Source organism: Klebsiella sp. LY (assembly GCF_004010915.1).
GTDB classification, from domain to species: domain Bacteria; phylum Pseudomonadota; class Gammaproteobacteria; order Enterobacterales; family Enterobacteriaceae; genus Klebsiella; species Klebsiella quasipneumoniae.
On the sequence record NZ_CP022444.1, the window covers coordinates 1,328,631 to 1,353,963 of the forward strand.

The 25,333-nt window shown below is 58.1% G+C and carries 27 protein-coding genes and 5 tRNA genes; 17 read left to right on the plus strand and 15 right to left on the minus strand.

All coding sequences use genetic code 11. The features are described from left to right. The first annotated feature begins 57 nt into the window (after positions 1 to 57). Entirely contained in the window at positions 58 to 237 is a 180-nt protein-coding gene (locus tag CE636_RS09210; protein ID WP_004205721.1) for a hypothetical protein, read from the plus strand. Positions 238 to 314: 77 nt separating this feature from the next. On the opposite strand, the gene stpA is transcribed toward CE636_RS09210, so the two are convergent. Next, the gene (stpA, locus tag CE636_RS09215; RefSeq protein ID WP_023290746.1) at positions 315 to 716 is read right to left on the minus strand and encodes a DNA-binding protein StpA; all 402 of its coding nucleotides are present in this window, start codon (positions 714 to 716) and stop codon (positions 315 to 317) included. Positions 717 to 1,444: 728 nt separating this feature from the next. Here stpA and alaE point away from each other — a divergent pair. Beyond that, complete coding sequence (alaE, locus tag CE636_RS09225; RefSeq protein WP_004205719.1) at positions 1,445 to 1,894, plus strand: L-alanine exporter AlaE; 450 nt, start codon at positions 1,445 to 1,447, stop codon at positions 1,892 to 1,894. Positions 1,895 to 1,972: 78 nt separating this feature from the next. Here alaE and CE636_RS09230 read toward each other — a convergent pair whose 3' ends face one another. Continuing rightward, complete coding sequence (locus tag CE636_RS09230; protein ID WP_004205718.1) at positions 1,973 to 2,335, minus strand: DUF2002 family protein; 363 nt, start codon at positions 2,333 to 2,335, stop codon at positions 1,973 to 1,975. Positions 2,336 to 2,484: 149 nt separating this feature from the next. Between CE636_RS09230 and CE636_RS09235 the strand changes: the two genes are divergently transcribed. Further along, entirely contained in the window at positions 2,485 to 2,832 is a 348-nt protein-coding gene (locus tag CE636_RS09235; RefSeq protein ID WP_004205716.1) for a DUF883 family protein, read from the plus strand. Between the two features lie 119 nt (positions 2,833 to 2,951). On the opposite strand, the gene CE636_RS09240 is transcribed toward CE636_RS09235, so the two are convergent. Further along, on the minus strand, positions 2,952 to 4,328 hold the full coding sequence (locus tag CE636_RS09240; protein WP_017900620.1) for a PLP-dependent aminotransferase family protein: 1,377 nt from the start codon (positions 4,326 to 4,328) through the stop codon (positions 2,952 to 2,954). 88 nt (positions 4,329 to 4,416) lie between these two features. Between CE636_RS09240 and CE636_RS09245 the strand changes: the two genes are divergently transcribed. The 14 genes from CE636_RS09245 (at position 4,417) to leuA (ending at position 19,007) form a co-directional block, all read left to right on the plus strand. Further along, a complete protein-coding gene (locus CE636_RS09245) occupies positions 4,417 to 4,848 on the plus strand; it encodes a carboxymuconolactone decarboxylase family protein (protein WP_004205714.1) in 432 nt (143 codons plus the stop codon). A gap of 183 nt (positions 4,849 to 5,031) precedes the next feature. Continuing rightward, complete coding sequence (nrdH, locus tag CE636_RS09250; RefSeq protein ID WP_004205709.1) at positions 5,032 to 5,277, plus strand: glutaredoxin-like protein NrdH; 246 nt, start codon at positions 5,032 to 5,034, stop codon at positions 5,275 to 5,277. Continuing rightward, positions 5,274 to 5,684: a class Ib ribonucleoside-diphosphate reductase assembly flavoprotein NrdI gene (nrdI, locus tag CE636_RS09255; RefSeq protein WP_017900619.1), complete on the plus strand. Its 411-nt coding sequence runs from the start codon at positions 5,274 to 5,276 to the stop codon at positions 5,682 to 5,684. The genes nrdH and nrdI overlap by 4 nt, the downstream gene beginning before the upstream one ends. Then, entirely contained in the window at positions 5,657 to 7,798 is a 2,142-nt protein-coding gene (nrdE, locus tag CE636_RS09260) for a class 1b ribonucleoside-diphosphate reductase subunit alpha (RefSeq protein WP_017900618.1), read from the plus strand. Before nrdI ends, nrdE begins: the two co-directional genes overlap by 28 nt. Positions 7,799 to 7,808: 10 nt before the next feature. Next, positions 7,809 to 8,771: a class 1b ribonucleoside-diphosphate reductase subunit beta gene (gene nrdF / locus CE636_RS09265; protein WP_004205704.1), complete on the plus strand. Its 963-nt coding sequence runs from the start codon at positions 7,809 to 7,811 to the stop codon at positions 8,769 to 8,771. Between the two features lie 357 nt (positions 8,772 to 9,128). Further along, positions 9,129 to 10,331, plus strand: coding sequence for a glycine betaine/L-proline ABC transporter ATP-binding protein ProV (gene proV / locus CE636_RS09270; protein ID WP_002914328.1), 1,203 nt, complete (start codon positions 9,129 to 9,131; stop codon positions 10,329 to 10,331). Next, entirely contained in the window at positions 10,324 to 11,391 is a 1,068-nt protein-coding gene (gene proW / locus CE636_RS09275) for a glycine betaine/L-proline ABC transporter permease ProW (protein WP_004205702.1), read from the plus strand. Before proV ends, proW begins: the two co-directional genes overlap by 8 nt. A 78-nt stretch (positions 11,392 to 11,469) precedes the next feature. Then, positions 11,470 to 12,468 carry a glycine betaine/L-proline ABC transporter substrate-binding protein ProX gene (gene proX / locus CE636_RS09280; RefSeq protein WP_017900617.1) on the plus strand — a complete coding sequence of 333 codons (999 nt, stop codon included), beginning with the start codon at positions 11,470 to 11,472 and terminating at the stop codon, positions 12,466 to 12,468. 181 nt (positions 12,469 to 12,649) lie between these two features. After that, the gene (locus CE636_RS09285; protein ID WP_017900616.1) at positions 12,650 to 13,396 is read left to right on the plus strand and encodes an AzlC family ABC transporter permease; all 747 of its coding nucleotides are present in this window, start codon (positions 12,650 to 12,652) and stop codon (positions 13,394 to 13,396) included. Beyond that, positions 13,386 to 13,721 carry an L-valine transporter subunit YgaH gene (ygaH, locus tag CE636_RS09290; protein WP_004205699.1) on the plus strand — a complete coding sequence of 112 codons (336 nt, stop codon included), beginning with the start codon at positions 13,386 to 13,388 and terminating at the stop codon, positions 13,719 to 13,721. The genes CE636_RS09285 and ygaH overlap by 11 nt, the downstream gene beginning before the upstream one ends. A 90-nt stretch (positions 13,722 to 13,811) precedes the next feature. After that, positions 13,812 to 14,342 (plus strand): transcriptional repressor MprA, encoded by a 531-nt coding sequence (gene mprA / locus CE636_RS09295; protein ID WP_002914337.1) that lies wholly within the window; start codon positions 13,812 to 13,814, stop codon positions 14,340 to 14,342. Positions 14,343 to 14,467: 125 nt separating this feature from the next. Beyond that, entirely contained in the window at positions 14,468 to 15,640 is a 1,173-nt protein-coding gene (gene emrA, locus CE636_RS09300) for a multidrug efflux MFS transporter periplasmic adaptor subunit EmrA (RefSeq protein ID WP_004205697.1), read from the plus strand. Positions 15,641 to 15,655: 15 nt separating this feature from the next. Then, positions 15,656 to 17,194 carry a multidrug efflux MFS transporter permease subunit EmrB gene (gene emrB / locus CE636_RS09305; RefSeq protein ID WP_002914342.1) on the plus strand — a complete coding sequence of 513 codons (1,539 nt, stop codon included), beginning with the start codon at positions 15,656 to 15,658 and terminating at the stop codon, positions 17,192 to 17,194. Positions 17,195 to 17,330: 136 nt separating this feature from the next. Next, positions 17,331 to 19,007 carry a 2-isopropylmalate synthase gene (gene leuA / locus CE636_RS09310; protein ID WP_017901451.1) on the plus strand — a complete coding sequence of 559 codons (1,677 nt, stop codon included), beginning with the start codon at positions 17,331 to 17,333 and terminating at the stop codon, positions 19,005 to 19,007. Here the strand turns inward: leuA and CE636_RS09315 are convergent. The 12 genes from CE636_RS09315 to csrA all read right to left on the minus strand — a co-directional run bounded on the left by CE636_RS09315 (position 18,986) and on the right by csrA (position 25,116). Further along, positions 18,986 to 19,753: an AraC family transcriptional regulator gene (locus CE636_RS09315; RefSeq protein WP_017901450.1), complete on the minus strand. Its 768-nt coding sequence runs from the start codon at positions 19,751 to 19,753 to the stop codon at positions 18,986 to 18,988. The genes leuA and CE636_RS09315 overlap by 22 nt on opposite strands. A 52-nt stretch (positions 19,754 to 19,805) precedes the next feature. Further along, entirely contained in the window at positions 19,806 to 20,321 is a 516-nt protein-coding gene (gene luxS, locus CE636_RS09320) for an S-ribosylhomocysteine lyase (protein WP_004205694.1), read from the minus strand. A gap of 165 nt (positions 20,322 to 20,486) precedes the next feature. Next, positions 20,487 to 22,043, minus strand: coding sequence for a glutamate--cysteine ligase (gene gshA, locus CE636_RS09325; RefSeq protein ID WP_004205693.1), 1,557 nt, complete (start codon positions 22,041 to 22,043; stop codon positions 20,487 to 20,489). A gap of 66 nt (positions 22,044 to 22,109) precedes the next feature. Then, positions 22,110 to 22,538, minus strand: coding sequence for a YqaA family protein (locus CE636_RS09330; protein WP_004205691.1), 429 nt, complete (start codon positions 22,536 to 22,538; stop codon positions 22,110 to 22,112). Then, a complete protein-coding gene (yqaB, locus tag CE636_RS09335) occupies positions 22,535 to 23,101 on the minus strand; it encodes a fructose-1-phosphate/6-phosphogluconate phosphatase (protein WP_017901449.1) in 567 nt (188 codons plus the stop codon). Before yqaB ends, CE636_RS09330 begins: the two co-directional genes overlap by 4 nt. A 125-nt stretch (positions 23,102 to 23,226) precedes the next feature. Next, complete coding sequence (locus tag CE636_RS09340) at positions 23,227 to 23,541, minus strand: BON domain-containing protein (protein ID WP_004205689.1); 315 nt, start codon at positions 23,539 to 23,541, stop codon at positions 23,227 to 23,229. 355 nt (positions 23,542 to 23,896) lie between these two features. Then, positions 23,897 to 23,973, minus strand: a tRNA-Arg gene (locus CE636_RS09345). Between the two features lie 96 nt (positions 23,974 to 24,069). Next, positions 24,070 to 24,146, minus strand: a tRNA-Arg gene (locus CE636_RS09350). A gap of 61 nt (positions 24,147 to 24,207) precedes the next feature. Next, positions 24,208 to 24,284, minus strand: a tRNA-Arg gene (locus CE636_RS09355). 150 nt (positions 24,285 to 24,434) lie between these two features. Further along, a tRNA-Arg gene (locus CE636_RS09360) sits at positions 24,435 to 24,511 on the minus strand. 4 nt (positions 24,512 to 24,515) lie between these two features. Then, positions 24,516 to 24,608 (minus strand) — tRNA-Ser (locus tag CE636_RS09365). A 322-nt stretch (positions 24,609 to 24,930) separates the two neighbouring features. Continuing rightward, positions 24,931 to 25,116 (minus strand): carbon storage regulator CsrA, encoded by a 186-nt coding sequence (gene csrA, locus CE636_RS09370; RefSeq protein WP_000906486.1) that lies wholly within the window; start codon positions 25,114 to 25,116, stop codon positions 24,931 to 24,933. Positions 25,117 to 25,333: the final 217 nt, after the last annotated feature.

Here is a 25,333-nt window from a genome sequence, read left to right on the forward strand (position 1 = left end):
ACGGGCGTTGAGCTATGGTTTAGGTTCATACGTAGTATTAACAGTGAGGAGTGAATGATGTTTTCTGTCGGCGATCTGGTGCAACCGCGTGCGGGCGGGCCAAAACTGAAAGTGATCGAAGTGCAGGGCGAGGATCTGGTGGTGGTTCAGGCCGCTCAGGAGCAGGGAGAACGCTATACGCTGAAGTCAGACGAGGTGACGCGATATCAGGAAGAGGGAGACTTCGGCGTCTGCTGAAGCTCCCTCGCTGCAGGTCATAAGGCCAGGCCGGGCGGTGGGTCTTCCCCGCCGTCGTGGCGCTGGCCGAATCGGTTTTAAATTAAAAAGCTGTCCAGCGATTTCCCCTCGGCGACCGCCTGGGCAATCGGCTTCGGCATTCTTCCCTGGCCGGTCCAGGTTTTCTCGGCGCCGGTATGATCGGTATAACGATATTTCGCCGGGCGCGGTTTCCGCTTTTTACCGCCCGCCATCGGCGGCTGAATATCGGCCACCAGCTCGTCAGGAGAAATACCGTCGGCGCGCATCAGCTCAAGCCAGGTATTCACTTTTTCCTGATATTCCGCTTGCTGCTGTGCCGCCAGCTGCTGTTGCGTACGTATTTCTTCAGTGACGATCCTGAGCTTTTCCAGCATCTCTTCAAGCACGTCAATGGAGAATTCACGGGACAGCGCGCGCAGTGAACGGATATTATTCAGTTTGTGTAACATTGAAGACATAAAATTAAAAAATTCCAAATAGCAAATTAAAAGACACAACGCGGCAAGTGTAATAGAAACGTTTATTTATTTCCAGCCTGCGGTTGTCCAGATAAATATATTATGCAGAGAGTAAATCTCTTCCGCCTGCCCTATATCGGAAAATCCCCGGTTCTTTTTCGCCAGCGCGGGCCAACGAGACCATGAATAAATAAAAGCGGCGTATGATGAGATAGGAAAATATATTCAGCAGGCGATATTACCTTTATGGTCAGCGGCTTATCCTCTTATCGTCGGCGGATGCGCTGGCCCTCTCCACACGGCCTAATGAATAGTTACCCAGCCAGGCAGAATAAAACGCCACACGTCACTTTAGAATTTTTCACCACAAAAACCGGCATAATGGCATAAAAACATCTAAACGAGACTCTCATCACAGGCTAACGCGATTTTGCGCCACGGCGAGTGCTCAGACGCCGCCTCCCTGGTCAAACACCATGGCAAAACACCACATAACCACCTGAAAATAAACACATTTAATGAAAGCAGCAATAAAAGTAGCGTAACGGGCAGAAAACCAACCGTCGCAGAGTATTTTATCGACAAAAAGGCAATAAATAAAAATTTATAGCTAGTTGCCACTTTTAATGCAGAGATATACTCTACGCACATCAAAACAGGCAGCCCAAAAACGCTATACCAACGCGCATTTTTCGGCGTTCTTGACTTCATTTTCGAGGAGCACTCCGATGTTCTCTGCGCACTCCCGCTTGCGGCACGCGGTTGCAGACACCTTTGCGATGGTGGTTTACTGCACCGTCGTCAACATGATGATCGAAATTTTTCTCTCTGGTATGACGTTTGAGCAGTCGTTATCGTCGCGTCTGGTGGCGATCCCGGTCAACATTATTATCGCTGTTCCTTACGGGATTTATCGCGATTTCGCCATGCGTCAGGCCCGGCGCATCACTCCGGCCGGCTGGATGAAAAATATGGCCGACGTGCTGGCCTACGTGACCTTTCAGTCGCCGGTATATGTCGCCATTCTGTGGAGCGTGGGTGCGGACTGGCACCAGATTGTCGCTGCGGTGAGCTCGAACCTGGCGGTATCGATGATGATGGGCGCCGCTTACGGCTACTTCCTCGACTATTGCCGCCGCCTGTTCCGCGTGGCTCCCTACCAGCAGGCAAAAGCCTGACCGACACGTTAACAGCGACTGGCTCTGCCAGTCGCTTCCTCCCGCCAGCCGATTTCGCCCGGGCCTTTATCCAGCGAATTAATTCGTCGACATGGCCGGCTTAGCTTCGCCAAATAGCCCATTCAGAAAACGCTCAAGCGCCATGCGTGAGCTAAATCCGTGCGGAATTCCATAATGCTGCTGCGCATCCCCGGCTAAATACAGCGGAAACTGTTCATAATGGTCGCAGGTTTTGATATCTGAAGCCGGTTCAGCCAGCATATTGCTGCGCTCTTTTAACGCCGGATGAATAACTAACGCTGTTCGCCCCATGCGCGCTTCGCGGTTCACATAAACATAATTATCGCCGCGGCGATAGCCGTACGCTTTTTGCGTCACAACATCCATGGTGAAGCCGGCTTTTTCAAGAACACGCGCCACCTCATCGGGTCTTAAATACATACTGATTCCTCGTTATCTTTTACCGCACATTGACCTTACCTTATTCATTAAGGGCAGTGCTTTCGGAATATTCCAGAAACCACAGTAGTAAGCATAATTCAAAATCTTGTCCTACACTTACTCACTCGATGGAATTAAGGGAGATAACGATGGCTAACCATGTGAACCGCAACAATTTTGACGATAACGCCGAAGATATTCATAACGATGTCAGCCAATTAGCGGACACGCTGGAAGAGGTGCTGAAATCGTGGGGCAGTGACGCGAAAGAGGAAGCGGAAGCGGCGCGTGCCAAAGCGCAGTCGCTGTTAAAAGAGACCCGCGCTCGCATTAATGGTCACAACCGGGTGCAGCAGGCGGCGCTGGATGCGCGCCAGGCAGCATGTGATGCGCTGGGCTGCGCCGATACCTACGTGCGCAATAAACCGTGGCACAGCGTGGGCGCCGCCGCCGCCGTCGGGGTATTTATTGGCGTATTGCTCAATTTACGTCGATAATAGCTATAGCGTTTGCTGCCGCCGCGCGATAAGCGTGCGGAAGCCCGCCTGCTTCACGGAAAGCAATGAAGATAACAAATACGCGTCAGCCCCTGCGCGCCTCTGGCCGCAGGGGTTTTTTACGCACCATCGGGGGGGACGCCGCCGACGCCGATCGCCTCCCCCAGCCGCCGGGCCAGCGCGCCAGCCATTGCCGGCGAGCGAATATTGGTAAAACTCATCAGTAATCCCCCCTCGCCGGTATGGCGCATCCGCCAGTCGCTCAACGCCTGTACCGCCAGCCCGGCCGCCACCGCCCGTTGGGCCAACAGGCGATCGTCGCCGCTAACCGGCATGACCAGCTGAATCCCCCCTTGCTGCGGCGTAACCTGAAAGCCCTGCGCCTGCAGAGCAGACTCCAGCCACTGCCTGCGCTGACTGTAGCTGGCGCGCATTTTTTTCAGATGACGCCAGAAATGGCCCTGCTGGATAAAATCCGCCAGCGTCTGCTGCCACAGGGTGGGAACCGTACAGGGCTGGCGCTCCACGGTCTGCTGAAAGCGCGCCGCCAGCGCGCTCGGCACCACCAGCCAGGCGGTGCGCAGCGCCGGAAACATCGACTTGCTGAAGGTGCCCGCGTAGATGACCCGCTGGGGCGCATCAAGGCTTTTCAGCGGCGGCAGCGGTTTGCCGCGATAGCGAAACTCGCTATCGTAATCGTCCTCAATGATCCATGCGTCACGCTCCGCGGCCCATGCCAACAGCTGGCGACGCCGGGGCAGCGACAGCGCCACGCCCAGCGGACTCTGATGCGCCGGGGTGAGCAGGGCAAACCGCGCCTGCGGATGATGGCGCTGGCCCCAGGCGATATCCATCCCCTCGTCGTCCACCGGGATCGCATCCACCACCAGTTGCCCGGCCTCGACCACCGGGCGGATAAAGGGATATCCCGGATCTTCCATCCACATATGCTGCCCCGGCTGTGCCAGAGTACGCAGGATCAGGTTCATAGCGGTGGCATAGTTGCCGGCGATCAGCACCTGCTCCGGCTGACAGTCGATACTGCGCGACAGGCGCAGATAGTCGACGATCGCCTGACGCAGAAGCGGGTCGCCGCCGGGATCGCCGGGCGCCAGATCGAACCGCGACTGCGTGCGCAGCCGGCGCCCCATCACCCGCGCCCAAAGCCCGCGCGGAAAGAGATCCAGCGCCGGGAGCCCCATCTGAAACGGCAACGGCTCCGCCGGCGCGGCAGGTTGCGCTGGCATTACCGGCGCCAGCTGGCGCGGACTGAGCCGTTCGCTGACAAAGGTTCCCGCCTGCCCGCGTCGCTCGAGCCAGCCCTGAGCGACCAGTTCGCCCCAGGCGTTTTCGATGGTTGCCCGGGAGACGCCCTGCTCCTGGGCAAACACCCGGCTGGCGGGCAGACGGCTGCCAGGAGCCAGTTCGCCCCGTTCAATGGCGGATTTCAGCTGGCGGGCAATACGCTGATAGAGAGGGAGGTGGCTGGCTTCCATTATGGTCTGCTTTTTTCATCACAATATGGCTATCTTTTGCAGTCCATTATAGTGCTATTTTGGCTGCCGTCTTAGAGAGGAGAACACCATGAGCCAATTACGTCAGCCATTCAGTGAACTAAGCCCGGAAGTCTATAAAGGGCTGGTGCAGGCCAGCCTCGCGCTGGAGAAAAGCGAACTGGGCAGCGCCCTGGTGGAGCTGGTCTATTTACGCGTGTCGCAGATCAACGGCTGCGCCTTCTGCCTTGAGAAGCACAGCCAGGCGCTGCGCAAGGGCGGCATGGCGCAGAGCAAACTGGATGCCCTGGCCGGCTGGCGGGTGAGCGACCATTTTACCCCTGCCGAACGCGCGGCACTGGCGTGGGCCGAGTCGGTCACCGACATCGCCGCCAGCCATGCGGAAGATGAGGTTTACCTGCCGCTGCGCGAACATTTTACCCCGCGTCAGATAAGCGATCTCACCTTCGCTATCAGCCTGATGAACGCCTTTAACCGCCTCGCCGTCGCCATGCGTCTGTAGTTTCGCGCAACCTTCCCCCTCCTCCGCCTGGCCATCCCGGAGGGGGAATCCTTTGCTAAAAACGCTATATATTGAGTTGTTGAAGTTTTAAATAACTACATCTAGTATTTCCTTATTGAATGGCCCACAACGTTCGACGCTACGTTTAGCGCCGTGCTGTTATCTTAAATGGAAATACGAATCATGCGCATTATTATTTACACTCGAAATGACTGCGTGCAGTGCCATGCCACCCGGCGAGCCATGGAGAGCCGGGGACTGGCCTTTGAAATGGTCAACGTCGACCAACAGCCGGATGCCGCCGACATCCTGCGCGAGCAGGGATTTCGCCAGCTGCCGGTGGTGATCGCCGGCGACCTGCGCTGGAGCGGCTTCCGCCCGGATATGATCAATCGCCTGCGTCCCTCCGTCGCGGCGGCCAGCGCATGAGCCTCATCGTCTACTTCTCCAGCCGTTCGGAGAACACCCATCGCTTTGTGCAGCGCCTGGGGCTGCCGGCGGTGCGCATCCCTCTGAACGCGCGTGAACATCTGCAGGTAGACGAGCCCTACATTCTCATCGTTCCCAGCTATGGCGGCGGCGGCACCGCCGGCGCCGTGCCGCGTCAGGCGATCCGCTTTTTAAACGACGTACATAACCGTCGACTGATCCGCGGGGTGATTGCCGCCGGCAATCGCAACTTTGGCGACGCCTGGGGGCGCGCCGGGGATGTCATCGCGCAGAAGTGCGCCGTGCCCTATCTCTACCGCTTCGAGCTGATGGGAACCCCCGACGATATCGATAACGTACGCAAAGGAGTCAGCGAATTTTGGCAACGACAACCGCAGAACGTATAACCGCCGCCGTGGATTTTCACGCTCTCAATGCAATGCTGAACTTATACGACAGCGAGGGCCGCATCCCGTTTGAGAAAGATCGCCAGGCGGTTGAGGCCTTTATGGCGACCCAGGTTCAGCCCAACACCCTCGCCTTTGCCAGCCAGGAGGATAAACTCAGCTGGCTCGTCCGCGAGGGCTATTACGATCCGCAGGTGCTGGCCGGCTATGACCGCGGGTTTGTGTTGGCGTTGTTCGACCATGCCCGGCGCGCCGCGTTTCGCTTCCAGACTTTCCTCGGGGCCTGGAAGTTCTACACCAGCTACGCGCTGAAGAGCTTTGATGGCAAACATTACCTCGAGGATTTCGCCGAACGCAGCGTAATGGTGGCCCTGACGCTGGCCCGGGGCGATGAACAGCAGGCGCGGCAGCTGACGGAGGAGATACTCAGCGGCCGCTTCCAGCCGGCTACCCCCACCTTCCTCAACGCCGGCAAACAGCAGCGCGGAGAGCTGATCTCCTGCTTCCTGCTGCGCATTGAGGATAATATGGAGTCCATCGGCCGGGCGGTGAACTCGGCGCTGCAGCTGTCGAAGCGCGGCGGCGGCGTGGCCTTTTTACTCTCTAACCTGCGCGAGGCCGGGGCGCCGATCAAGCGCATCGAAAACCAGTCCTCCGGCGTGGTGCCGGTGATGAAGATGCTGGAGGATGCCTTCTCCTATGCCAACCAGCTCGGTGCCCGCCAGGGGGCGGGGGCGGTCTGGCTGCACGCGCACCATCCGGATATTTTGCGCTTCCTTGATACCCGGCGTGAAAATGCCGATGAGAAAATCCGCATCAAAACCTTGTCGCTGGGGGTGGTGATCCCTGATATCACTTTCCAGCTGGCGAAAGAAGACGCGCAGATGGCGCTGTTCTCGCCGTATGATGTCGAACGGCTGTACGGCAAACCCTTCGCCGACTGCGCCATCGGCGACCTCTATCCGCAGCTGGTGGCCGACGAGCGGGTGGGCAAACGCTGGATCCGCGCCCGCGACCTGTTCCAGCGCCTGGCGGAGATCCAGTTTGAATCCGGCTACCCGTACATCATGTTTGAAGACACCGTGAACCGCGCCAGTCCAGTGGCCGGGCGGGTCACCATGAGCAATCTGTGTTCCGAGATCCTGCAGGTCAGTACGCCGTCCGCCTATAATGAAGACCTCAGCTATGCCCATATCGGGGAAGATATCTCCTGCAACCTCGGCTCGCTGAATATCGCCCATACCATGGACTCGCCGGATTTCGGCCGCACAATCGCCACCGCGGTGCGCGCCCTGACCGCCGTGTCCGACATGAGCCACATTCAGTCGGTCCCTTCCGTGGCGGCCGGCAACGCGGCCTCCCACGCCATCGGCCTGGGGCAGATGAATCTGCACGGTTACCTGGCGCGGGAAGGCATTGCCTACGGCAGCCCGGAGGGGCTGGACTTCACCAATATCTACTTTTACACCGTGACCTGGCACGCGCTGCACACCTCGATGCTGTTGGCTCGCGAGCGCGGTCAGCGCTTCGCCGGCTTCGAGCAGTCGCGCTACGCCAGCGGGGAGTACTTCGACAAATATCTGCATGAGGAGTGGCAGCCGAAAACCGCACGGGTCCGCGCGCTATTCGCCCGCGCCGGCATCTCCCTGCCCGACCGGGAAAGCTGGCGCCAGCTGCGCGACGACGTCATGCGCTATGGCATTTACAACCGCTATCTGCAGGCGGTGCCGCCCACCGGCTCGATCTCGTACATCAACCATGCCACCTCCAGCATTCACCCGATCGTCTCGAAGATTGAGATCCGCAAAGAGGGGAAAACCGGACGGGTGTACTACCCCGCGCCGTTTATGAATAACGACAATCTGGCCCTCTATCAGGATGCCTACGAGATAGGGCCCCAGAAAATCATCGACACCTACGCCGAGGCGACGCGCCACGTCGATCAGGGGCTGTCGCTGACCCTGTTCTTCCCCGATACCGCCACCACCCGCGATATCAACAAGGCGCAGATCTACGCCTGGAAGAAAGGCATTAAGACGCTCTACTACATCCGACTGCGCCAGCTGGCGCTGGAAGGCACTGAAATTGAAGGCTGCGTGTCCTGCGCGCTGTAAGGAGATCAGGATGACTCATTTAACGCGCGTCAGCGCGATCAACTGGAACCGCATCGATGACGATAAAGATCTGGAGGTGTGGAACCGTCTCACCAGCAACTTCTGGCTGCCGGAGAAAGTGCCGCTGTCGAACGACATTCCCGCCTGGCAAACCCTCAGCGCGGCGGAGCAGCAGTTGACCATTCGCGTTTTTACCGGGCTGACCCTGCTCGACACCATTCAGAACACCATCGGCGCGCCGGCGCTGATGGCGGACGCCCTGACCCCGCATGAGGAGGCGGTGCTGTCGAACATCAGCTTTATGGAAGCGGTTCATGCTCGCTCTTACAGCTCCATCTTTTCCACTCTGTGCCACAGCAAGGAGGTGGATGCCGCCTTCGCCTGGAGCGAAAGCTGTGAGCCCCTGCAGCGCAAGGCGCAGCTGATGCTGGGCTACTATCAGGCCGACGAGCCGCTGAAGAAAAAAATCGCCAGCGTGTTCCTCGAATCCTTTCTCTTCTACTCCGGCTTCTGGCTGCCGATGTACTTCTCCAGCCGGGGAAAGCTGACCAACACCGCGGATCTGATCCGCCTGATCATTCGCGATGAAGCGGTGCATGGCTATTACATCGGCTACAAATATCAGAAAGGACTGGAGATCGTCAGCCCCGGCAAGCGCGAAGAATTGAAAAATTTCGCCCTCGATCTGCTGATGGATCTTTACGACAACGAGCTGGCCTACAGCCGGGAACTGTACGGCGAGAGCGGCTGGTTCGACGACGTTAGCGCTTTCCTGTGCTACAACGCCAACAAAGCGCTGATGAACCTCGGCTACGAGGCGCTGTTCCCGGCGGAGATGGCGGCGGTTAATCCAGCGATCCTCGCGGCGCTGTCGCCCAACGCCGATGAAAACCACGACTTTTTCTCCGGTTCTGGCTCCTCCTACGTGATAGGAAAAATGGAAGAGACCGCCGACGACGACTGGGACTTTTAACCGTACTTTCACCAGGAATATCGCGACCGAATTCCTGGTGATCTATTTCGCAGAAAAGTGGGTTCATCTGTCAAATATTCTCTCCATGGCCTAACCGTCATCATCCCGTCATATTTAGCAGAAAACTGGTCTATTTCAGTCGAATTATCCAGAGATAATCAAAAAATATTACCCACAACAAATTACCGCTCAGCCCTTATATCACGGGGGCTGCGCCGCCATGTCCCTCACTCCATTTTGCCGAGAGTTTGTCATTAAGGGTTGTCACAGAATCTGAGTATGTTAGGGTGTAAAAAGATCATAATCACCATTGGGTACCGTATCGCAATAAACAAATAACAGGAACTTCTCTATTGCATGGCAATTAAATTAGAAATTAAAAATCTTTATAAGATATTTGGCGAGCACCCTCACCGTGCTTTCAAATATATTGAGAAAGGACTCAACAAAGCGCAAATACTGGAAAAAACGGGGCTGTCGCTTGGCGTCAAAGACGCCAGTCTGGCCATTGAAGAAGGCGAGATATTCGTCATCATGGGGCTCTCCGGTTCGGGGAAATCCACCATGGTTCGCCTTCTCAATCGCCTGATTGAACCCACCCGCGGCCAGGTGCTGATTGACGGGGTCGATATCGCGAAAATGTCGGACGCCGAGCTGCGCGAGGTGCGTCGTAAAAAAATTGCGATGGTTTTTCAATCCTTTGCACTGATGCCGCACATGAGCGTGCTCGACAACACGGCGTTTGGCATGGCGCTTGCCGGCGTCCCGGCCGCTGAGCGAGAGCAAAAAGCGCGGGAAGCGCTGCGGCAGGTGGGGCTGGAGAATTATGCCCACGCCTGGCCGGATGAACTCTCTGGCGGGATGCGTCAGCGCGTCGGTTTAGCCCGCGCCCTGGCGATTAATCCCGATATTCTGTTAATGGATGAAGCCTTCTCCGCGCTCGATCCGCTCATTCGCACCGAAATGCAGGATGAGCTGATCAAATTACAGGCTAAGCATCAGCGTACCATTGTCTTTATTTCCCATGACCTTGATGAAGCCATGCGAATTGGCGATCGTATCGCCATTATGCAAAATGGCGAAGTGGTTCAGGTCGGCACTCCGGATGAAATATTGAATAATCCGGCCAATGATTATGTCCGCACCTTCTTCCGCGGCGTCGATATTAGCCAGGTCTTCAGCGCCAAAGATATTGCCCGTCGTAGTCCGGTCGGCCTGATTCGTAAAACGCCAGGTTTTGGCCCCCGCTCAGCGCTGAAATTATTACAGGATGAAGACCGGGAATATGGCTATGTCATCGAGCGTGGTAATCGCTTTGTCGGGATTGTGTCGATCGATTCTCTGAAAACCGCGCTCAGCGCCGGCCAGGGGATCGAGGCGGCGCTGATTGACGCCCCGCTGGCGGTGGAGGCGCAAACGCCGCTCAGCGATCTGCTCTCCCACGTCGGCCACGCCCCGTGCGCCGTCCCGGTGGTGGATGAAGAACAACAATATATTGGCATCATTTCCAAACGAATGTTGCTCCAGGCTTTAGATCGCGAGGGGGTGAATCATGGCTGATCAAACCAATCCGTGGGACAGCGCCCCGGCAACCGACAACGCCGCCCAGGCTGCAGACGCCTGGGGTGGCGCTTCTACTGCCGCGCCGACCAATGGCGGCGGCGCCGACTGGCTGCACAGCGCCCCGGCGCCGCAGCCGGAACAGTTCAATATCATGGATCCGTTCCATAAGACCCTGATCCCGCTCGACAGCTGGGTGACCCACGCCATCGACTGGATCGTGCTGCACTTCCGCCCGCTGTTCCAGGGGATCCGCGTGCCGATCGACTACATTCTCAGCGCCTTTCAGCAGCTGCTGTTGGGAATGCCGGCGCCAGTGGCGATTATCGTCTTCGCGCTGATCGCCTGGCAGATCTCCAGCCTCGGCATGGGGGTCGCCACCCTGGTATCGCTGATTGCCATTGGCGCCATCGGCGCGTGGTCGCAGGCGATGGTCACCCTGGCGCTGGTCCTCACCGCCCTGCTGTTCTGCATGATCATCGGCCTGCCGCTGGGGATCTGGCTGGCGCGCAGTCCGCGGGCGGCGAAAATTATCCGCCCACTGCTGGATGCCATGCAGACCACGCCGGCCTTCGTCTACCTGGTGCCGATCGTAATGCTGTTCGGCATCGGCAACGTGCCCGGCGTGGTGGTGACGATTATCTTCGCCCTGCCGCCCATCGTCCGTCTGACCATCCTCGGGATAAACCAGGTGCCTGCGGATCTGATCGAAGCGTCGCGCTCATTTGGCGCCAGCCCGCGCCAGCTGCTGTTTAAAGTTCAGCTGCCGCTGGCGATGCCCACCATTATGGCCGGGGTTAACCAGACGCTGATGCTGGCCCTGTCGATGGTGGTGATCGCCTCGATGATCGCCGTCGGCGGTCTTGGCCAGATGGTGCTGCGCGGCATTGGTCGCCTGGATATGGGCCTGGCCACCGTCGGCGGCGTGGGGATCGTGATCCTGGCGATTATTCTTGACCGCCTTACCCAGGCCGTCGGCCGCGACGCCCGCAGTCGCGGCAACCGCCGCTGGTACACCACCGGCCCGCTGGGGCTTCTCACTCGCCCTTTCTGTCGATAAGTCGATAACAGCGCCGCTCCCCGGCACCAGCCGATGCCGGGGGGCCGCCCTTCCCGTTAAACAATAAGAGGAACCACCATGCGACATAGCACGATGATGGCCACCGCCGCCTTTGCCACCCTGATCGCCACCAGCGCCTTCGCCGCCGACCTGCCGGGCAAAGGCATTACCGTCAAGCCGGCCCAGAGCACCATCTCCGAAGAGAGCTTCCAGACCCTGCTGGTCAGCCGCGCGCTGGAGAAGCTTGGCTACACCGTCGAGAAACCGAGCGAAGTGGACTATAACGTTGCCTATACCTCGATTGCCGCTGGGGATACCACCTTCATCGCCACCAACTGGCAGCCGCTGCACGATGACATGTACGCCGCGGCGGGCGGTGATAACAAATTTTACCGAAAGGGGGTATACGTCTCAGGCGCCGCCCAGGGCTATCTGATCGACAAAAAAACCGCCGAGCAGTACCACATCACCTCCATCGATCAGCTCAAAGATCCGCAGATCGCCAAACTGTTTGATACCAACAACGACGGTAAAGCGGACCTCACCGGCTGCACCCCTGGCTGGGGCTGCGAAGCGGTGATTAACCACCAGATTGACGCCTATGGCCTGAGCAAAACCGTCACCCATAACCAGGGCAACTACGCGGCGATGATGGCCGACACCATCGCCCGTTATAAAGAGGGTAAACCGGTGCTCTACTACACCTGGACGCCGTACTGGGTTAGCGACGTGCTGAAGCCTGGCAAAGATGTCGTCTGGCTGCAGGTGCCGTTCTCCTCCCTGCCGGGCGAGCAGAAAAACATCGATACCAAACTGGCCAATGGCGCCAACTATGGATTCCCGGTCAACACCATGCACATTGTCGCCAACAAAGCCTGGGCGGAGAAAAACCCGGCCGCCGCCACTCTGTTTAGCGTCATGAAGCTGCCGATCGCCGACATCAATGCCGAGAATGCGATGATGCACGACGGCCATGCTTCTGAAGCCGACATTAACGGTCATGTTGATGGCTGGATCAAGGCCCACCAGCCGCTGTTCGACAGCTGGGTGAAAGCCGCCCTCGCCGCGCAGCAGTAACCCGCTCCCGGATAAGGCCCGACGCCTTATCCGGGCCCCCTTCCCCGCCTTTCATCCCGTCTGGGTCAGGGAAAAGCGGATTGCGGGCATTTTCATAGTGTTAAGGCGCGTCGCGCTCTGTTAAGGTGGGGACATCGGTCAATTTGCCACCTTCACATGGATCCAGCGATAAGTTATTCATATGGAAAACCCTGCGCCCTTAACCTGTGCCTTATCTGAACGTGTCGCCACCGTCGGCGAAGGCATTAAAGACAGTCTCCCCATCGTCATCAGCTACCTTCCGGTGGCATTCGCCTTCGGACTCAATGCCACCCGGTTGGGTTTCACCCCGCTGGAAAGCCTGTTTTTCTCCTGCATTATTTACGCCGGCGCCAGCCAGTTTGTGATCACCGCCATGCTGGCCGCCGGCAGTTCGCTGTGGGTCGCCGCCCTGACGGTGATGGCGATGGACGTACGCCACGTGCTGTATGGCCCCTCGCTGCGCAGCCGCATCCATACCGCGCTGAACAAAAAGAAAACCGCCCTCTGGGCCTTCGGCCTGACCGATGAGGTTTTCGCCGCCGCCACCGCCAGGCTGGTTCGCGACCACCGCCGCTGGAGCGAAAACTGGATGCTCGGTCTCGCGTTCACCTCGTGGGCATCCTGGGTGTGCGGCACGCTGGCCGGCGCCTGGTCCGGCAACGGTTTGCTGGTGGACTATCCGGCGGTGGAAGCCGCGCTCGGCTTTATGCTGCCGGCGCTGTTTATGAGCTTCCTGCTGGCCTCTTTCCAGCGCCAGCAATCCCTGTGCGTCACCGCGGCGCTGGCGGGCGCCCTGGGCGGCATTCTGTTATTTTCCATTCCGGCGGCGATTCTTGCCGGAATTGTCTGCGGGTGTCTGACGGCGCTGGTCCAGGCCATGCTGAAGGGGATGCCGGATGAACAGTGAGGTCCTTCTGCTCGGGGTGATTGTCGGCGGCGTGAACTATCTGTTTCGCTATCTTCCCCTGCGTCTGCGCGCGGGCCATGCCCGGCCTGCCCGCCGTGGCCCGGTCAGCGTGCTGCTGGATACCATCGGTATCGCCTCGATTTGCGCGCTGCTGGTGGTCTCCAGCGTGCCGGAGATCCTCGCCGATGCCCATCGTCTGGCGCCGACGCTGATCGGCTTCCTGGTGCTGGGGGGCGCCTTCTGGAAAACCCGCAGCATTATTATCCCGACCCTACTGTCGGCGTTGGCCTACGGTCTGGCCTGGAAAATCGCCAGCGGGCTCTAAGCTTTACGTATCAATTTTGGTCAATAATTCATTTGATTTATTTGTCACAATAGTTATTATATCGGCTGTAATTAATGAGGTCATACCCAAATGGATAGTTCGTTTACTCCCATTGAGCAAATGCTCAAGTTCCGCGCCAGCCGCCATGAAGATTTCCCGTTCCAGGAGATTCTGTTAACTCGTCTTTGCATGCATATGCAAGGTAAGCTGCTGGAAAATCGCAATAAAATGCTCAAAGCGCAGGGAATTAACGAGACATTATTTATGGCGCTGATTACGCTGGAGTCGCAGGAAAACCACAGCATTCAGCCGTCCGAGCTGAGCTGTGCGCTGGGCTCGTCGCGTACCAACGCCACCCGTATCGCTGATGAACTGGAAAAACGCGGCTGGATTGAACGCCGCGAGAGCGATAACGATCGTCGCTGTCTGCATCTGCAGCTGACCGAAAAGGGCCATCAGTTTTTGCGTGAAGTCCTGCCGCCGCAGCATAACTGCCTGCATCAGCTGTGGTCTTCACTCAGCACCAGCGAAAAAGATCAGCTCGAACATATTACCCGCAAACTCCTGAGCCGCCTTGACCAGATGGAAGAAGAAGGCGTGCTGGCGGACTCTCTACGCTAAGGGCGGCGTCGCTCAGCCCATTTTTACGTTGCAAGGAAAACAGCCAGGCCAGCAGATCTCTGCTGGCCTTTCTGATAAACAGGTCGGCTCAGCCGATGTGAAATAATAAGATCGTGGAGAATAACATGAGCGCAAATGCGGAGAGCCAAACCCCGCAGCAACCAGGCAGCAAAAAAGGGAAGCGTAAAGGCGCCCTTCTGTTGCTGACATTGCTCTTCATTATTATTGCCGTGGCATATGGGATTTACTGGTTTCTGGTACTGCGTCACTACGAAGAGACCGACGATGCCTACGTGGCAGGGAACCAGGTACAAATTATGGCCCAGGTCTCGGGCAGCGTGACCAAAGTCTGGGCTGACAACACGGACTACGTGCAGAAAGGCGATCCGCTGGTCACCCTCGATCAAACCGATGCCCAACAGGCGTTTGAGAAAGCCAAGACGCAGCTGGCCGCCAGCGTGCGTCAAACCCGTCAGCAGATGATCAACAGCAAGCAGCTGCAGGCGAATATTGACGTCAAAAAGACCGCCCTCGCCCAGGCGCAGGCTGACCTGAACCGCCGTATCCCGCTGGGCGCGGCGAACCTCATCGGCCGCGAAGAGCTGCAGCACGCCCGCGACACCGTCGCCAGCGCGCAGGCCGAGCTTGACGTGGCCATCCAGCAGTACAACGCCAACCAGGCGATCGTGCTGGGTACCAAACTGGAACAGCAGCCGGCGGTGCTGCAGGCGGCGACCGAAGTGCGTAACGCCTGGCTGGCCCTGCAGCGTACGCAGATCGTCAGCCCGATTAGCGGCTACGTTTCCCGTCGCTCGGTACAGCCAGGGGCGCAGATCGGCACTACCACGCCGCTGATGGCGGTGGTTCCGGCAACTAACCTGTGGATCGACGCTAACTTTAAAGAGACCCAGCTGGCGCATATGCGCATCGGCCAGCCGGCCACGGTGATCAGCGACATCTATGGCGATGACGTGAAATACACCGGCAAGGTGGTTGGTCTGGATATGGGGACCGGGAGCGCCTTCTCCCTGCTGCCGGCGCAGAACGCCACCGGTAACTGGATCAAAGTGGTACAGCGTCTGCCGGTCCGCATCGAGCTGGATGAAAAACAGCTGGCGGAACACCCGCTGCGCATCGGCCTCTCGACGTTGGTAGAAGTTAACACCACCGATCGCGATGGCGAAATGCTGGCAAGCCAGGTGCGGAGCTCCCCGGTCTACGAGAGCAACGCCCGCGAAATCGCTCTCGATCCGGTCAATAAGCTGATAGACGAGATCATTCAGGCCAACGCCGGATAATTCGGGGTGAGTGTAATGCAACAGCAAAAACCGCTGGAAGGCGCGCAGCTGGTCATCATGACCATTGCGCTGTCGCTCGCGACGTTCATGCAGGTGCTGGATTCCACTATCGCCAACGTGGCGATCCCGACCATCGCCGGTAACCTTGGCTCATCGCTGAGCCAGGGGACCTGGGTCATCACTTCGTTCGGGGTCGCTAACGCCATCTCCATTCCGATCACCGGATGGCTGGCCAAGCGCGTGGGCGAGGTGAAGCTGTTCCTGTGGTCCACCACCGCTTTCGCCATCGCCTCCTGGGCCTGCGGCGTCTCCAACAGCCTGACGATGCTGATCTTCTTCCGCGTCATTCAGGGGATTGTTGCCGGGCCGCTGATCCCGCTGTCGCAAAGTCTGTTGCTCAGCAACTATCCGCCGGCGAAACGCTCTATCGCCCTGGCGCTGTGGTCGATGACGGTGATCGTCGCTCCCATCTGCGGCCCGATCCTCGGCGGCTATATCAGCGATAACTACCACTGGGGATGGATCTTCTTTATCAACGTGCCCATTGGCGTGGCGGTGGTGCTGATGACCCTGCAGACCCTGCGCAACCGGGAAACCAAAACCGAACAGCGGCGTATCGACGGCGTCGGCCTGGCGCTGCTGATCATCGGTATCGGTAGTCTGCAGGTGATGCTGGACCGGGGCAAAGAGCTGGACTGGTTCTCCTCCAATGAAATTATCATTCTGACCATCGTGGCGGTGGTGGCGATAAGCTTCCTGATCGTCTGGGAGCTGACCGACGACAACCCGATTGTCGATCTGTCGCTGTTTAAGTCGCGCAACTTCACCATCGGCTGCCTCTGCATCAGCCTGGCCTACATGCTCTACTTCGGGGCCATCGTGCTGCTGCCGCAGCTGTTGCAGGAGGTCTACGGCTACACTGCGACCTGGGCCGGCCTGGCGTCAGCGCCGGTGGGGGTGATCCCGGTCATTCTGTCGCCGATTATCGGCCGCTTTGCGCATAAGCTCGATATGCGGCGGCTGGTTACCTTCAGCTTTATCATGTACGCCGTCTGCTTCTACTGGCGCGCCTGGACCTTCGAACCGGGGATGGACTTTGGCGCCTCGGCGTGGCCGCAGTTTATCCAGGGCTTCGCGGTGGCCTGCTTCTTCATGCCGTTGACCACCATCACCCTTTCCGGCCTGCCGCCGGAGCGGCTGGCGGCGGCGTCGAGCTTGTCGAACTTCACCCGTACCCTTGCTGGCTCCATCGGGACCTCGATCACCACCACCCTGTGGACCAACCGCGAGGCGCTGCACCATGCGCAGCTCACCGAATCGGTGACGCCGTTCAACCCCAACGCGCAGCAGATCTACGATCAGCTGCAGGGGATGGGAATGACGCAGCAACAGGCGTCCGGCTGGATAGCACAGCAGATAACCAACCAGGGGCTGATTATCTCTGCCAACGAAATCTTCTGGATCTCAGCGGCCATTTTCATCCTGCTGTTGGGACTGGTATGGTTCGCCAGACCCCCGTTCAGCGCCGGCGGCGGCGGCGGCGGCGCGCACTAAGCCTCACATTAAGGGACCTGCGGGTCCCTTTTTTACGCCTTCAGGTTGTCCAGTTCTCGCTAGTTTCTGTCTCGTTTGCGAAAGCCCGCCCGCCGGCGCTCGGGCAGGATAAAGGCAGACTATTAAGGAGAACACTATGCTGAGCCATCCTGCTGAAAAGTACCGTCCCTATCCGCCGATCGCCCTTCCCGACCGCCGCTGGCCTGACCGGCAAATCAGCCACGCCCCACGCTGGCTGTCGACTGACCTGCGCGACGGCAACCAGGCGCTGGCCGAGCCCATGGACAGCGCCCGCAAACTGCAGTTCTGGGATCTGCTGCTGGAGTGCGGCTTTAAAGAGATTGAGGTCGCCTTCCCTTCCGCTTCACAAACCGACTTCAACTTTGTCCGCCAGCTGATTGACGAACAGCGCATCCCGGAGGATGTCACTATCCAGGTGCTGACCCAGGCGCGAGACCCGCTGATCCTGCGCACCTTTGAGGCGCTGCGCGGCGCCCGCCGGGCCACCGTCCACCTCTACAATGCCACCGCGCCGCTGTTCCGCGAGCTGGTTTTCGGCATGGACAAGGCCGAGGTGATCGCCCTCGCGACCCGCGCCACCCGGCTTATCCGTCAGCAGTGCGAACAGCAGCCAGAGACCCGCTGGCAATATGAATATTCGCCTGAAACCTTCTGCTTCACCGAGCCCGAGTTTGCGCTTGAGATTTGCGAAGCGGTGGCGGATGTCTGGCAGCCCTGCGCCGAGCGACCGATGATCGTCAATCTGCCGGCGACGGTGGAAGTCAACACCCCGAATGTCTATGCCGATCAGATCGAATATTTTTGCCGCCACTTCTCCCGCCGCGGCGAAGTCTGCATCAGCGTGCATCCGCACAATGACCGCGGCACCGGCGTCGCCAGCGCCGAGCTGGCGGTGATGGCCGGTGCCGACCGGGTGGAAGGCTGCCTGTTTGGCAACGGCGAACGCACCGGCAATGTCTGTCTGGTGACGCTGGCGATGAATCTCTACAGCCAGGGCATCGACCCTGAGCTTCGCTTCGAGCAGATGAACCGGGTGGTGGAAGTGGTGGAAAACTGCAATCAGATCCCCGTTCACCCGCGCCACCCGTGGGCGGGAAGTCTGGCTTACACCGCCTTCTCCGGCTCTCATCAGGATGCGATCAAAAAAGGATTTGATGCCCGTCAGCCTGGCGACCCGTGGCGGATGCCCTATCTGCCGATTGACCCGCAGGATATTGGCTGCAGCTATGAGGCGGTGATCCGCGTCAACAGCCAGTCGGGGAAAAGCGGCAGCGCCTGGCTTATCGAACAAAATCATGGCCTGAAGCTGCCCCGCGGGCTGCAGCAGGACTTCAGCCAGCACGTTCAGCAGGTCACAGATAGCGACGGCAAAGAGATGACCCACCATGCGCTGTGGCAGCTGTTCCGCACGCGCTACGGGCTGCAGACGCAGTCTGCGCTGACGCTGGTCGATTATCAGAGCGCCAGCCAGCAGGATGGCCAGCTTTCCCTGCAGGCAACGCTGCGTCACCACGGCGAAACCCGACGCCTGCAGGGCCAGGGCAACGGCCTGCTCTCCGCCGCAGCCAGCGGCCTCAGCGCGCTGTTTCGGCAACCGTTTATGATCAAGGACTATCATGAGCATACCCTCGGCGCGCGCAGCGACAGCCGGTCGGTGGCCTATATCCGCTGCGTTTTTCCGCAAGGAGAAAGCTACTGGGGCGTGGGTATCGATAATGACGTGGCGCGCGCCTCGCTGCAGGCGCTGTGCAATGCGCTCAGCGCCGCCGATCAGGCCGGGGGACGAAAATAGTCGCTGGGGGCGACGCCCATCACCCGACGAAACATGGCGCTGAAGGCGCTGTGGCTGCCGTAGCCCAGCTCCAGCGCCACCCGCAGCACGGAGTGGCCCTGCGCCAGGCGAATCAGCGCTTCCATTAGCTTCGCCCGGCGCACCCACTCGCGCCACGTCAGGCTAGTCTGCTGCTGAAAATGGCGGTTCAGGGTTCGCTCGCTCATGCTGCACGCCTTCGCCGCCTGGCTGCTGCTCCAGACGTCGCCCGGCGCCTCGCGCACCTGCTGGCACAGCCGGCGCAGCGTTTCGCTTTGCGGCTCCGGCAGGCCAAACGGCAGGATCGCCATCCCGCGGATCTCATCGAGGATCAGCTCATAAATCCGTTCGTCGCGGCTGGCGCGGGCATAACGCTCGGCCAGCGCCAGGGAGGAGACAATCAGTTCCCGCAGCAGGGGCGTGATCTGTACGATCTGGCACCCCGCCGGAAGATCGGCGCGCGCCAGCGGATCGATAAACAGCGTTCGCGCCGCCACGTTGCCGGTCATGCGCAGCGCGTGCGGCGTTCCCGCCGGCAGCCAGACGCCGCGCCCGGGCGGCACCACCCAGTAGCCTGCCGGCGTCGCCACCCGCACCACGCCGCTTAAAATATGCAGCAGCTGGGCGCAGTCATGCTGATGCCAGTCTTCCTGGTCACCGTGAGCATAATCATGGGCAAAGGGCACCAGCGGGCGGTGCTGAAAGGAGAAGGTGGTGGTCGTCGTCATGGCGGCGTCGGGAAAGCGGCCCGGCGACAGGCGTCGGGCCGCGGCGGAAGCACTAGATGTGCAGTTCCTGCAGTTTTTCTTTCGGCAACGCCAGTTCGTCGTTGCTGTTGATGCGCACATCGCGCTCGATGATATGACGAGCGATCTCCTGCGCCTCTTCCAGCGAGTGCATGGTGTAGGTCCCGCACTGGTAGACGTTCAGCTCCGGGATCTGGTTCTGATCTTTCACCTTCAGCACGTCGGCCATCGCCGCTTTCCAGGCGTCGGCGACGCGCTGCTCGTCCGGCGTACCAATCAGGCTCATATAGAACCCGGTGCGGCAGCCCATCGGCGAAATGTCGATAATTTCCACGCCATTCCCGTTCAGGTGATCGCGCATAAAGCCGGCGAACAGGTGCTCGAGGGTGTGGATACCGCGCTCCGGCATCACTTCCTGGTTCGGCACGCAGAAGCGCAGATCGAATACGGTGATTTCATCGCCATGCGGCGTGTTCATTTTCTTCGCGACACGCACCGCTGGGGCTTCCATTCGGGTATGGTCGACTGTGAAACTATCTAACAACGGCATTCGTCACCTCCGGGAGTGAATTTTTTTAAAATAAAATGAACTCTTTGTTCAGCCGCGAGTCTCAGTATATGAAAGACGCGCATTTATTATCATCATCATCCCTGAATCAGAGATGAAAGTTTGGCCACAGTGATGTGGCCTTTTTCTTTTCCAGCGCTTCGACCGCTACGCGTGCCGCGCCAACAGCGCCTCAAACGGCTCGCTGTCTTCCGCTTCTATTTTCTTCTGTCGCGCCACCGACGCGTCACGCTCGGCGATGAAATCTTCTTCGCTCAGGATCTCCAGCGGCTCTTCACGCAGCTGGGTCCGGTAACGATCGGCCAGCGCACGGCCGGTTCCACCAATCCCTTCTTCAATCATAGAACGCAGAATGCGGGCTGAGAAGGTTAATTCCGGATCGTCAAAACAGGCCAGCAGCTCATCGCAGACCTGTTGATAGGCCTCGCCGCCGTGAATGCTGTCCAGCGTCTGCGCTACACGGCGTAAATCGCGGAACAGATCTTTACCCACCTGCGCCAGCGGGAACTGCGCGCTTTCGCAGCCGATGCCCAACGTTAAGCCCGGCTTACGCCCTTCCAGAATCACCCGATTCCAGTTGGTGCGGGTGCACAGCAGCTCATCGCTGCTCATCTCCGGCGCGTCGGCCAGCGCGCACCAGACCATAAACAGATCGAGGAAACGCACCTGCTGGGCGTCTACGCCGATCGGCGAGAAGGGATTGATATCCAGCGAACGCACTTCGATATACTCAATACCACCGCGCAACAGCGCATCGGACGGGGTTTCGCCCCGACGGGTGACGCGTTTCGGGCGGATCGGCGCATAGAGTTCGTTTTCAATCTGCAGGATATTGCTGTTGATCTGCAGATACTTACCGTCTTTTTCCAGCCCGATTTTGGCGTACTCTTCCGACGGCGTTTTAATCGCGCGCTTCAATCCTGCCACATACTCGTGCAGATCGTTAAACGTAATTCCGAGATTGCTTTGCGACTTATTGGTATAACCAAGGTCGCTGAGGCGCAGCGAGGTGGCGTACGGCAAGTAATACATGCCGTTGCCCGTCTCCTCAAAGGGCAGCGTCGTCGGCTTTCCTTGCAGGAACGAAGCGCAAATCGCCGGCGAGGCGCCGAACAGATACGGGATCACCCAGCCAAAGCGATAGTAGTTACGAATTGAGCGGAAATAGCCCGCCGAAATGGCCTCTTTACCACTCTCAGCGTCTTCCACACCACATTTAGCCTGCCAGAAGGCCATCGGTAGGGAGAAGTTATAGTGCACGCCGGAGATAGTCTGCATCAGCGCGCCATAGCGGTTCTTCAACCCCTCGCGATATAGCGTTTTCAGGCGCCCCACGTTAGAGGTGCCGTACTGCGCCAGCTCAATATCCTGACCGGGGGCGATATAGCATGGCATACTCAGCGGCCACATCCGCTCGTCGCCAAGCTGACGCGCGGTATAGCGATGGACATCGCGCATAAAGGTCAGCATATGCTCAATATCGCCATCTACTGGCGTAATGAACTCAAGTAAAGCTTCGGCAAAATCGGTGGTAATCCATTTATGCGTCAGCGCTGAGCCTAACGCCGGAGGGTGACCGGTCGTTGCAAGGGTGCCGTCTGCGTTCACGCGCAGCGTCTCCCGCTCCAGACCACGTTGAATACCCTGCAGGGCCTGCGGATGTTTTTCCAGCCAGGCCAGCGCCTGTGATACGTCCGGGATCAATTTGACCTCCCGCCTGTCGAAATCGTTTGAATAAGCATAATTGTAATGGATGAACTGTCAGTCCAATTAGTGCCACCACGTCATGCCCTGAAGCGTCGCTGCTGCAATGACGATATAGCGCAGCGCCTTTCCAAGGCATAAGAAAAAGAGTACCGGTCCCCAGGAAATGCGCATCCATCCCGCCAGCAAACACAGTAAATCGCCGACAACCGGCGCCCAGCTCAGCAACAGCGTAACCGCGCCGTAGCGCTTAAGCCAGCCGGCCGCCCGCTCCTGCCAGCGCGAGGTTTTACGCAGCGGAAACAGGCGCCCCAGAATAACGTTAGTTACCCCTCCAAGGCTATTGCCGATTGTTGCTATTAATACTAACCACCACGGATGACTGACCCCCGCAAGTAGCATAGCCACCAGCACAACCTCCGAATTGCCGGGAAGTAGCGTGGCGCTTAAAAAGCTACTGGCAAACAGCGAGAGGAGTGACAGCGCATCGCTCACAGCAAACGCACGTCTACAGCGTCCATTCCCGCGCGCTTCGCTGCCTGCAGACCAAAGTCGGCATCTTCGAAGACCACGCATTTTTCCGGCGCGACGCCCATGCGCTCGGCGCACAGCAGGAAGGTATCGGGCGCGGGTTTATGGTTGACCACATGATCGGCCGCCACCACCGCGGAGAAGTAATGACGCAGGCCCAGGTGCGCCAGCAGCGCTTCGGCGACGGCGCTTTCGCTACCGGTGCCGACCGACATCGGGCGACGGCCGTGCCACGCCTTGACCACCTCGATCAGCGGCAATGGACGTACGCTTTCCAGCAGCATCGCCTTAACGGCCAAGGTTTTTTCCTGCGCCAGGCGATGTGGATCGAGATCCGCCTGGTTGAGTTCAATAATCGCCTGGGCAATCCGCCAGGTCGGTGAGCCATTGAGGGCAACCATCGCCTGTTCGTCGAAACGCATACCGTAGCGGCCCAGCACCTCATTCCATGCCTGACGATGGGTCGGCTCGGTATCGAGGATAGTGCCATCCATATCAAAGATCAGTCCTGCGTAACCTTCGTACATCGTCTTCTCACCAACCGGTTAATGAATGGTTACTGTAACGCAAAAGCCGGTCGTTGTCGCGGCCAGCGGCGCAGACGACAAAGGCGCCCACAGGCGCCTTCAGGCATCAGACCGGATAGGCGGCCTTATTTAATTCGCAGATCGTTTTCGACCATTCGCACGCCCTGCACCCGACGGGTGACTTCCACCGCCCGTTTAGCGCTTTCCGCGGAGGAGACAAATCCGCTCAGTTGGACGCGGCCTTTAAAGGTCTGGACGCTGATTTCAGAGGACTTGATGTCTTTATCGTTAAAGAGCGCCGTTTTCACCTTGGTGGTCACCACGGTATCGTCAATATAGCCGCCCGTACTCTCCTTTGTAGCCGATCCCGCACAGCCAGCGAGGGCAGTCGCCACCAGCAGCGTTGCGCAAAAAGCAGGTATTGCTTTGAACCATTTCATGGATTTCTCTCCTTGCATTTATCTCAGCCTGATAACGCTGATATACAAGGATAAATTATAGTGGAAAGCGCGGCTTGCCAATAAAAAAGTCAGGATGAAACTGGCGATGGAAAACGCGGTTATCGGGATGGTGAGAGAAGAGTGAAGATGATGCATTCAGAACGGGTGCTGCGATAATTTCGCAGCCTATGTAACAACATCGTCGTTGTTACTGAGGAGAATATGGTACATCCGGGAGGATGATTCGGCTTCGCCTCACCCTTCGGGCCGTTGCTTACGCAACGTTATCCTCCCTGGTGCTGGCGATGATTTCGCAGACCATAAAACAACATCGTCGCTGTTATTAAGGAGAATATGGTGCATCCGGGAGGATTCGAACCTCCGACCGCTCGGTTCGTAGCCGAGTACTCTATCCAGCTGAGCTACGGATGCATCGGAAAAGCTATTTTACTGCGGGGTTACTCTCCTGGCACTTACGATGGTTTCGCAAACCAGATAACAACAATGTTGCTGTTACTAAGGAGAATATGGTGCATCCGGGAGGATTCGAACCTCCGACCGCTCGGTTCGTAGCCGAGTACTCTATCCAGCTGAGCTACGGATGCATCGGGATTACTGCTGTAATTCTGATATCAAATTTCGCGATTTGCCATTCTTATTAAAGAATGGTGCATCCGGGAGGATTCGAACCTCCGACCGCTCGGTTCGTAGCCGAGTACTCTATCCAGCTGAGCTACGGATGCATCGGGAAACTTGCTTTACTACGCGTCAGTGTCACAACTAACACATGCCACACTGAGTATGACGGCCTAATCGGTAGAGTGACTCGATTATGCCTCGCACTGCGGGCCGCTGCTTTCACAGCGCTCTTCTCTCTTAATTCAGAAAGAAGATGGTGCATCCGGGAGGATTCGAACCTCCGACCGCTCGGTTCGTAGCCGAGTACTCTATCCAGCTGAGCTACGGATGCAAAATGGCGGTGAGGCGGGGATTCGAACCCCGGATGCAGCTTTTGACCGCATACTCCCTTAGCAGGGGAGCGCCTTCAGCCTCTCGGCCACCTCACCACACACGCCTCTTTCGAGTGCTTCGAAGAACTTGTTTCTGCTCTTCGTCGCTGCGATGGCGCACATATTACTTTCTGGTACTTATAAGTCAAACACTTTTTCGAGACCTTTTTTCGTTTGCACACTTCGCACGCAATTCGCGTGCAAAAACGGCAAAAAGGGCAATTTATCAACAGGAAATCAGCCCTGACGCTGGCATAATGCCAAACGACCAAAGCGGCAAAGGGTAATGAAAAGCGGTATGGTGCAGGGGGAAGAAACAGAAAAAGGGAAAAAGCGGCGGTAAGTGATGCGCCTCACTGAACAGCGAGGCGCGGAAACCTTAGTAACTGGACTGCTGGGATTTTTCAGCCTGAATACGCTGGTAGATCTCTTCACGGTGTACAGATACTTCTTTAGGGGCGTTTACGCCAATACGAACCTGGTTACCCTTTACCCCTAAAACTGTCACAGTGACCTCATCTCCAATCATGAGGGTCTCACCAACTCGACGAGTCAGAATCAGCATTCTTTGCTCCTTGAAAGATTAAAAGAGTCGGGTCTCTCGTATCCCGGCATTATCCATCATATAACGCCAAAAAGTAAGCAATGACAAATACCTTACGGTATAAGCAGTCATGGCATCACATTCTGTTAAACCTAAGTTTAGCCGATATACACAATTTCAACCCGACTTTATCGTTATCGGTGTTTCTCGCGCAAGGTGCCATTTCCCTGAGGTTACG

Coding starts and splice junctions, on each gene's coding strand:
- CE636_RS09210 (WP_004205721.1), top strand. CDS start 58: ATGTTTTCTGTCGGCGATCTGGTGCAACCGCGTGCGGGCGGGCCAAAA.
- stpA (WP_023290746.1), bottom strand. CDS start 716: ATGTCTTCAATGTTACACAAACTGAATAATATCCGTTCACTGCGCGCG.
- alaE (WP_004205719.1), top strand. CDS start 1,445: ATGTTCTCTGCGCACTCCCGCTTGCGGCACGCGGTTGCAGACACCTTT.
- CE636_RS09230 (WP_004205718.1), bottom strand. CDS start 2,335: ATGTATTTAAGACCCGATGAGGTGGCGCGTGTTCTTGAAAAAGCCGGC.
- CE636_RS09235 (WP_004205716.1), top strand. CDS start 2,485: ATGGCTAACCATGTGAACCGCAACAATTTTGACGATAACGCCGAAGAT.
- CE636_RS09240 (WP_017900620.1), bottom strand. CDS start 4,328: ATGGAAGCCAGCCACCTCCCTCTCTATCAGCGTATTGCCCGCCAGCTG.
- CE636_RS09245 (WP_004205714.1), top strand. CDS start 4,417: ATGAGCCAATTACGTCAGCCATTCAGTGAACTAAGCCCGGAAGTCTAT.
- nrdH (WP_004205709.1), top strand. CDS start 5,032: ATGCGCATTATTATTTACACTCGAAATGACTGCGTGCAGTGCCATGCC.
- nrdI (WP_017900619.1), top strand. CDS start 5,274: ATGAGCCTCATCGTCTACTTCTCCAGCCGTTCGGAGAACACCCATCGC.
- nrdF (WP_004205704.1), top strand. CDS start 7,809: ATGACTCATTTAACGCGCGTCAGCGCGATCAACTGGAACCGCATCGAT.
- proV (WP_002914328.1), top strand. CDS start 9,129: ATGGCAATTAAATTAGAAATTAAAAATCTTTATAAGATATTTGGCGAG.
- proW (WP_004205702.1), top strand. CDS start 10,324: ATGGCTGATCAAACCAATCCGTGGGACAGCGCCCCGGCAACCGACAAC.
- proX (WP_017900617.1), top strand. CDS start 11,470: ATGCGACATAGCACGATGATGGCCACCGCCGCCTTTGCCACCCTGATC.
- CE636_RS09285 (WP_017900616.1), top strand. CDS start 12,650: ATGGAAAACCCTGCGCCCTTAACCTGTGCCTTATCTGAACGTGTCGCC.
- ygaH (WP_004205699.1), top strand. CDS start 13,386: ATGAACAGTGAGGTCCTTCTGCTCGGGGTGATTGTCGGCGGCGTGAAC.
- mprA (WP_002914337.1), top strand. CDS start 13,812: ATGGATAGTTCGTTTACTCCCATTGAGCAAATGCTCAAGTTCCGCGCC.
- emrA (WP_004205697.1), top strand. CDS start 14,468: ATGAGCGCAAATGCGGAGAGCCAAACCCCGCAGCAACCAGGCAGCAAA.
- emrB (WP_002914342.1), top strand. CDS start 15,656: ATGCAACAGCAAAAACCGCTGGAAGGCGCGCAGCTGGTCATCATGACC.
- leuA (WP_017901451.1), top strand. CDS start 17,331: ATGCTGAGCCATCCTGCTGAAAAGTACCGTCCCTATCCGCCGATCGCC.
- CE636_RS09315 (WP_017901450.1), bottom strand. CDS start 19,753: ATGACGACGACCACCACCTTCTCCTTTCAGCACCGCCCGCTGGTGCCC.
- luxS (WP_004205694.1), bottom strand. CDS start 20,321: ATGCCGTTGTTAGATAGTTTCACAGTCGACCATACCCGAATGGAAGCC.
- yqaB (WP_017901449.1), bottom strand. CDS start 23,101: ATGTACGAAGGTTACGCAGGACTGATCTTTGATATGGATGGCACTATC.
- CE636_RS09340 (WP_004205689.1), bottom strand. CDS start 23,541: ATGAAATGGTTCAAAGCAATACCTGCTTTTTGCGCAACGCTGCTGGTG.
- csrA (WP_000906486.1), bottom strand. CDS start 25,116: ATGCTGATTCTGACTCGTCGAGTTGGTGAGACCCTCATGATTGGAGAT.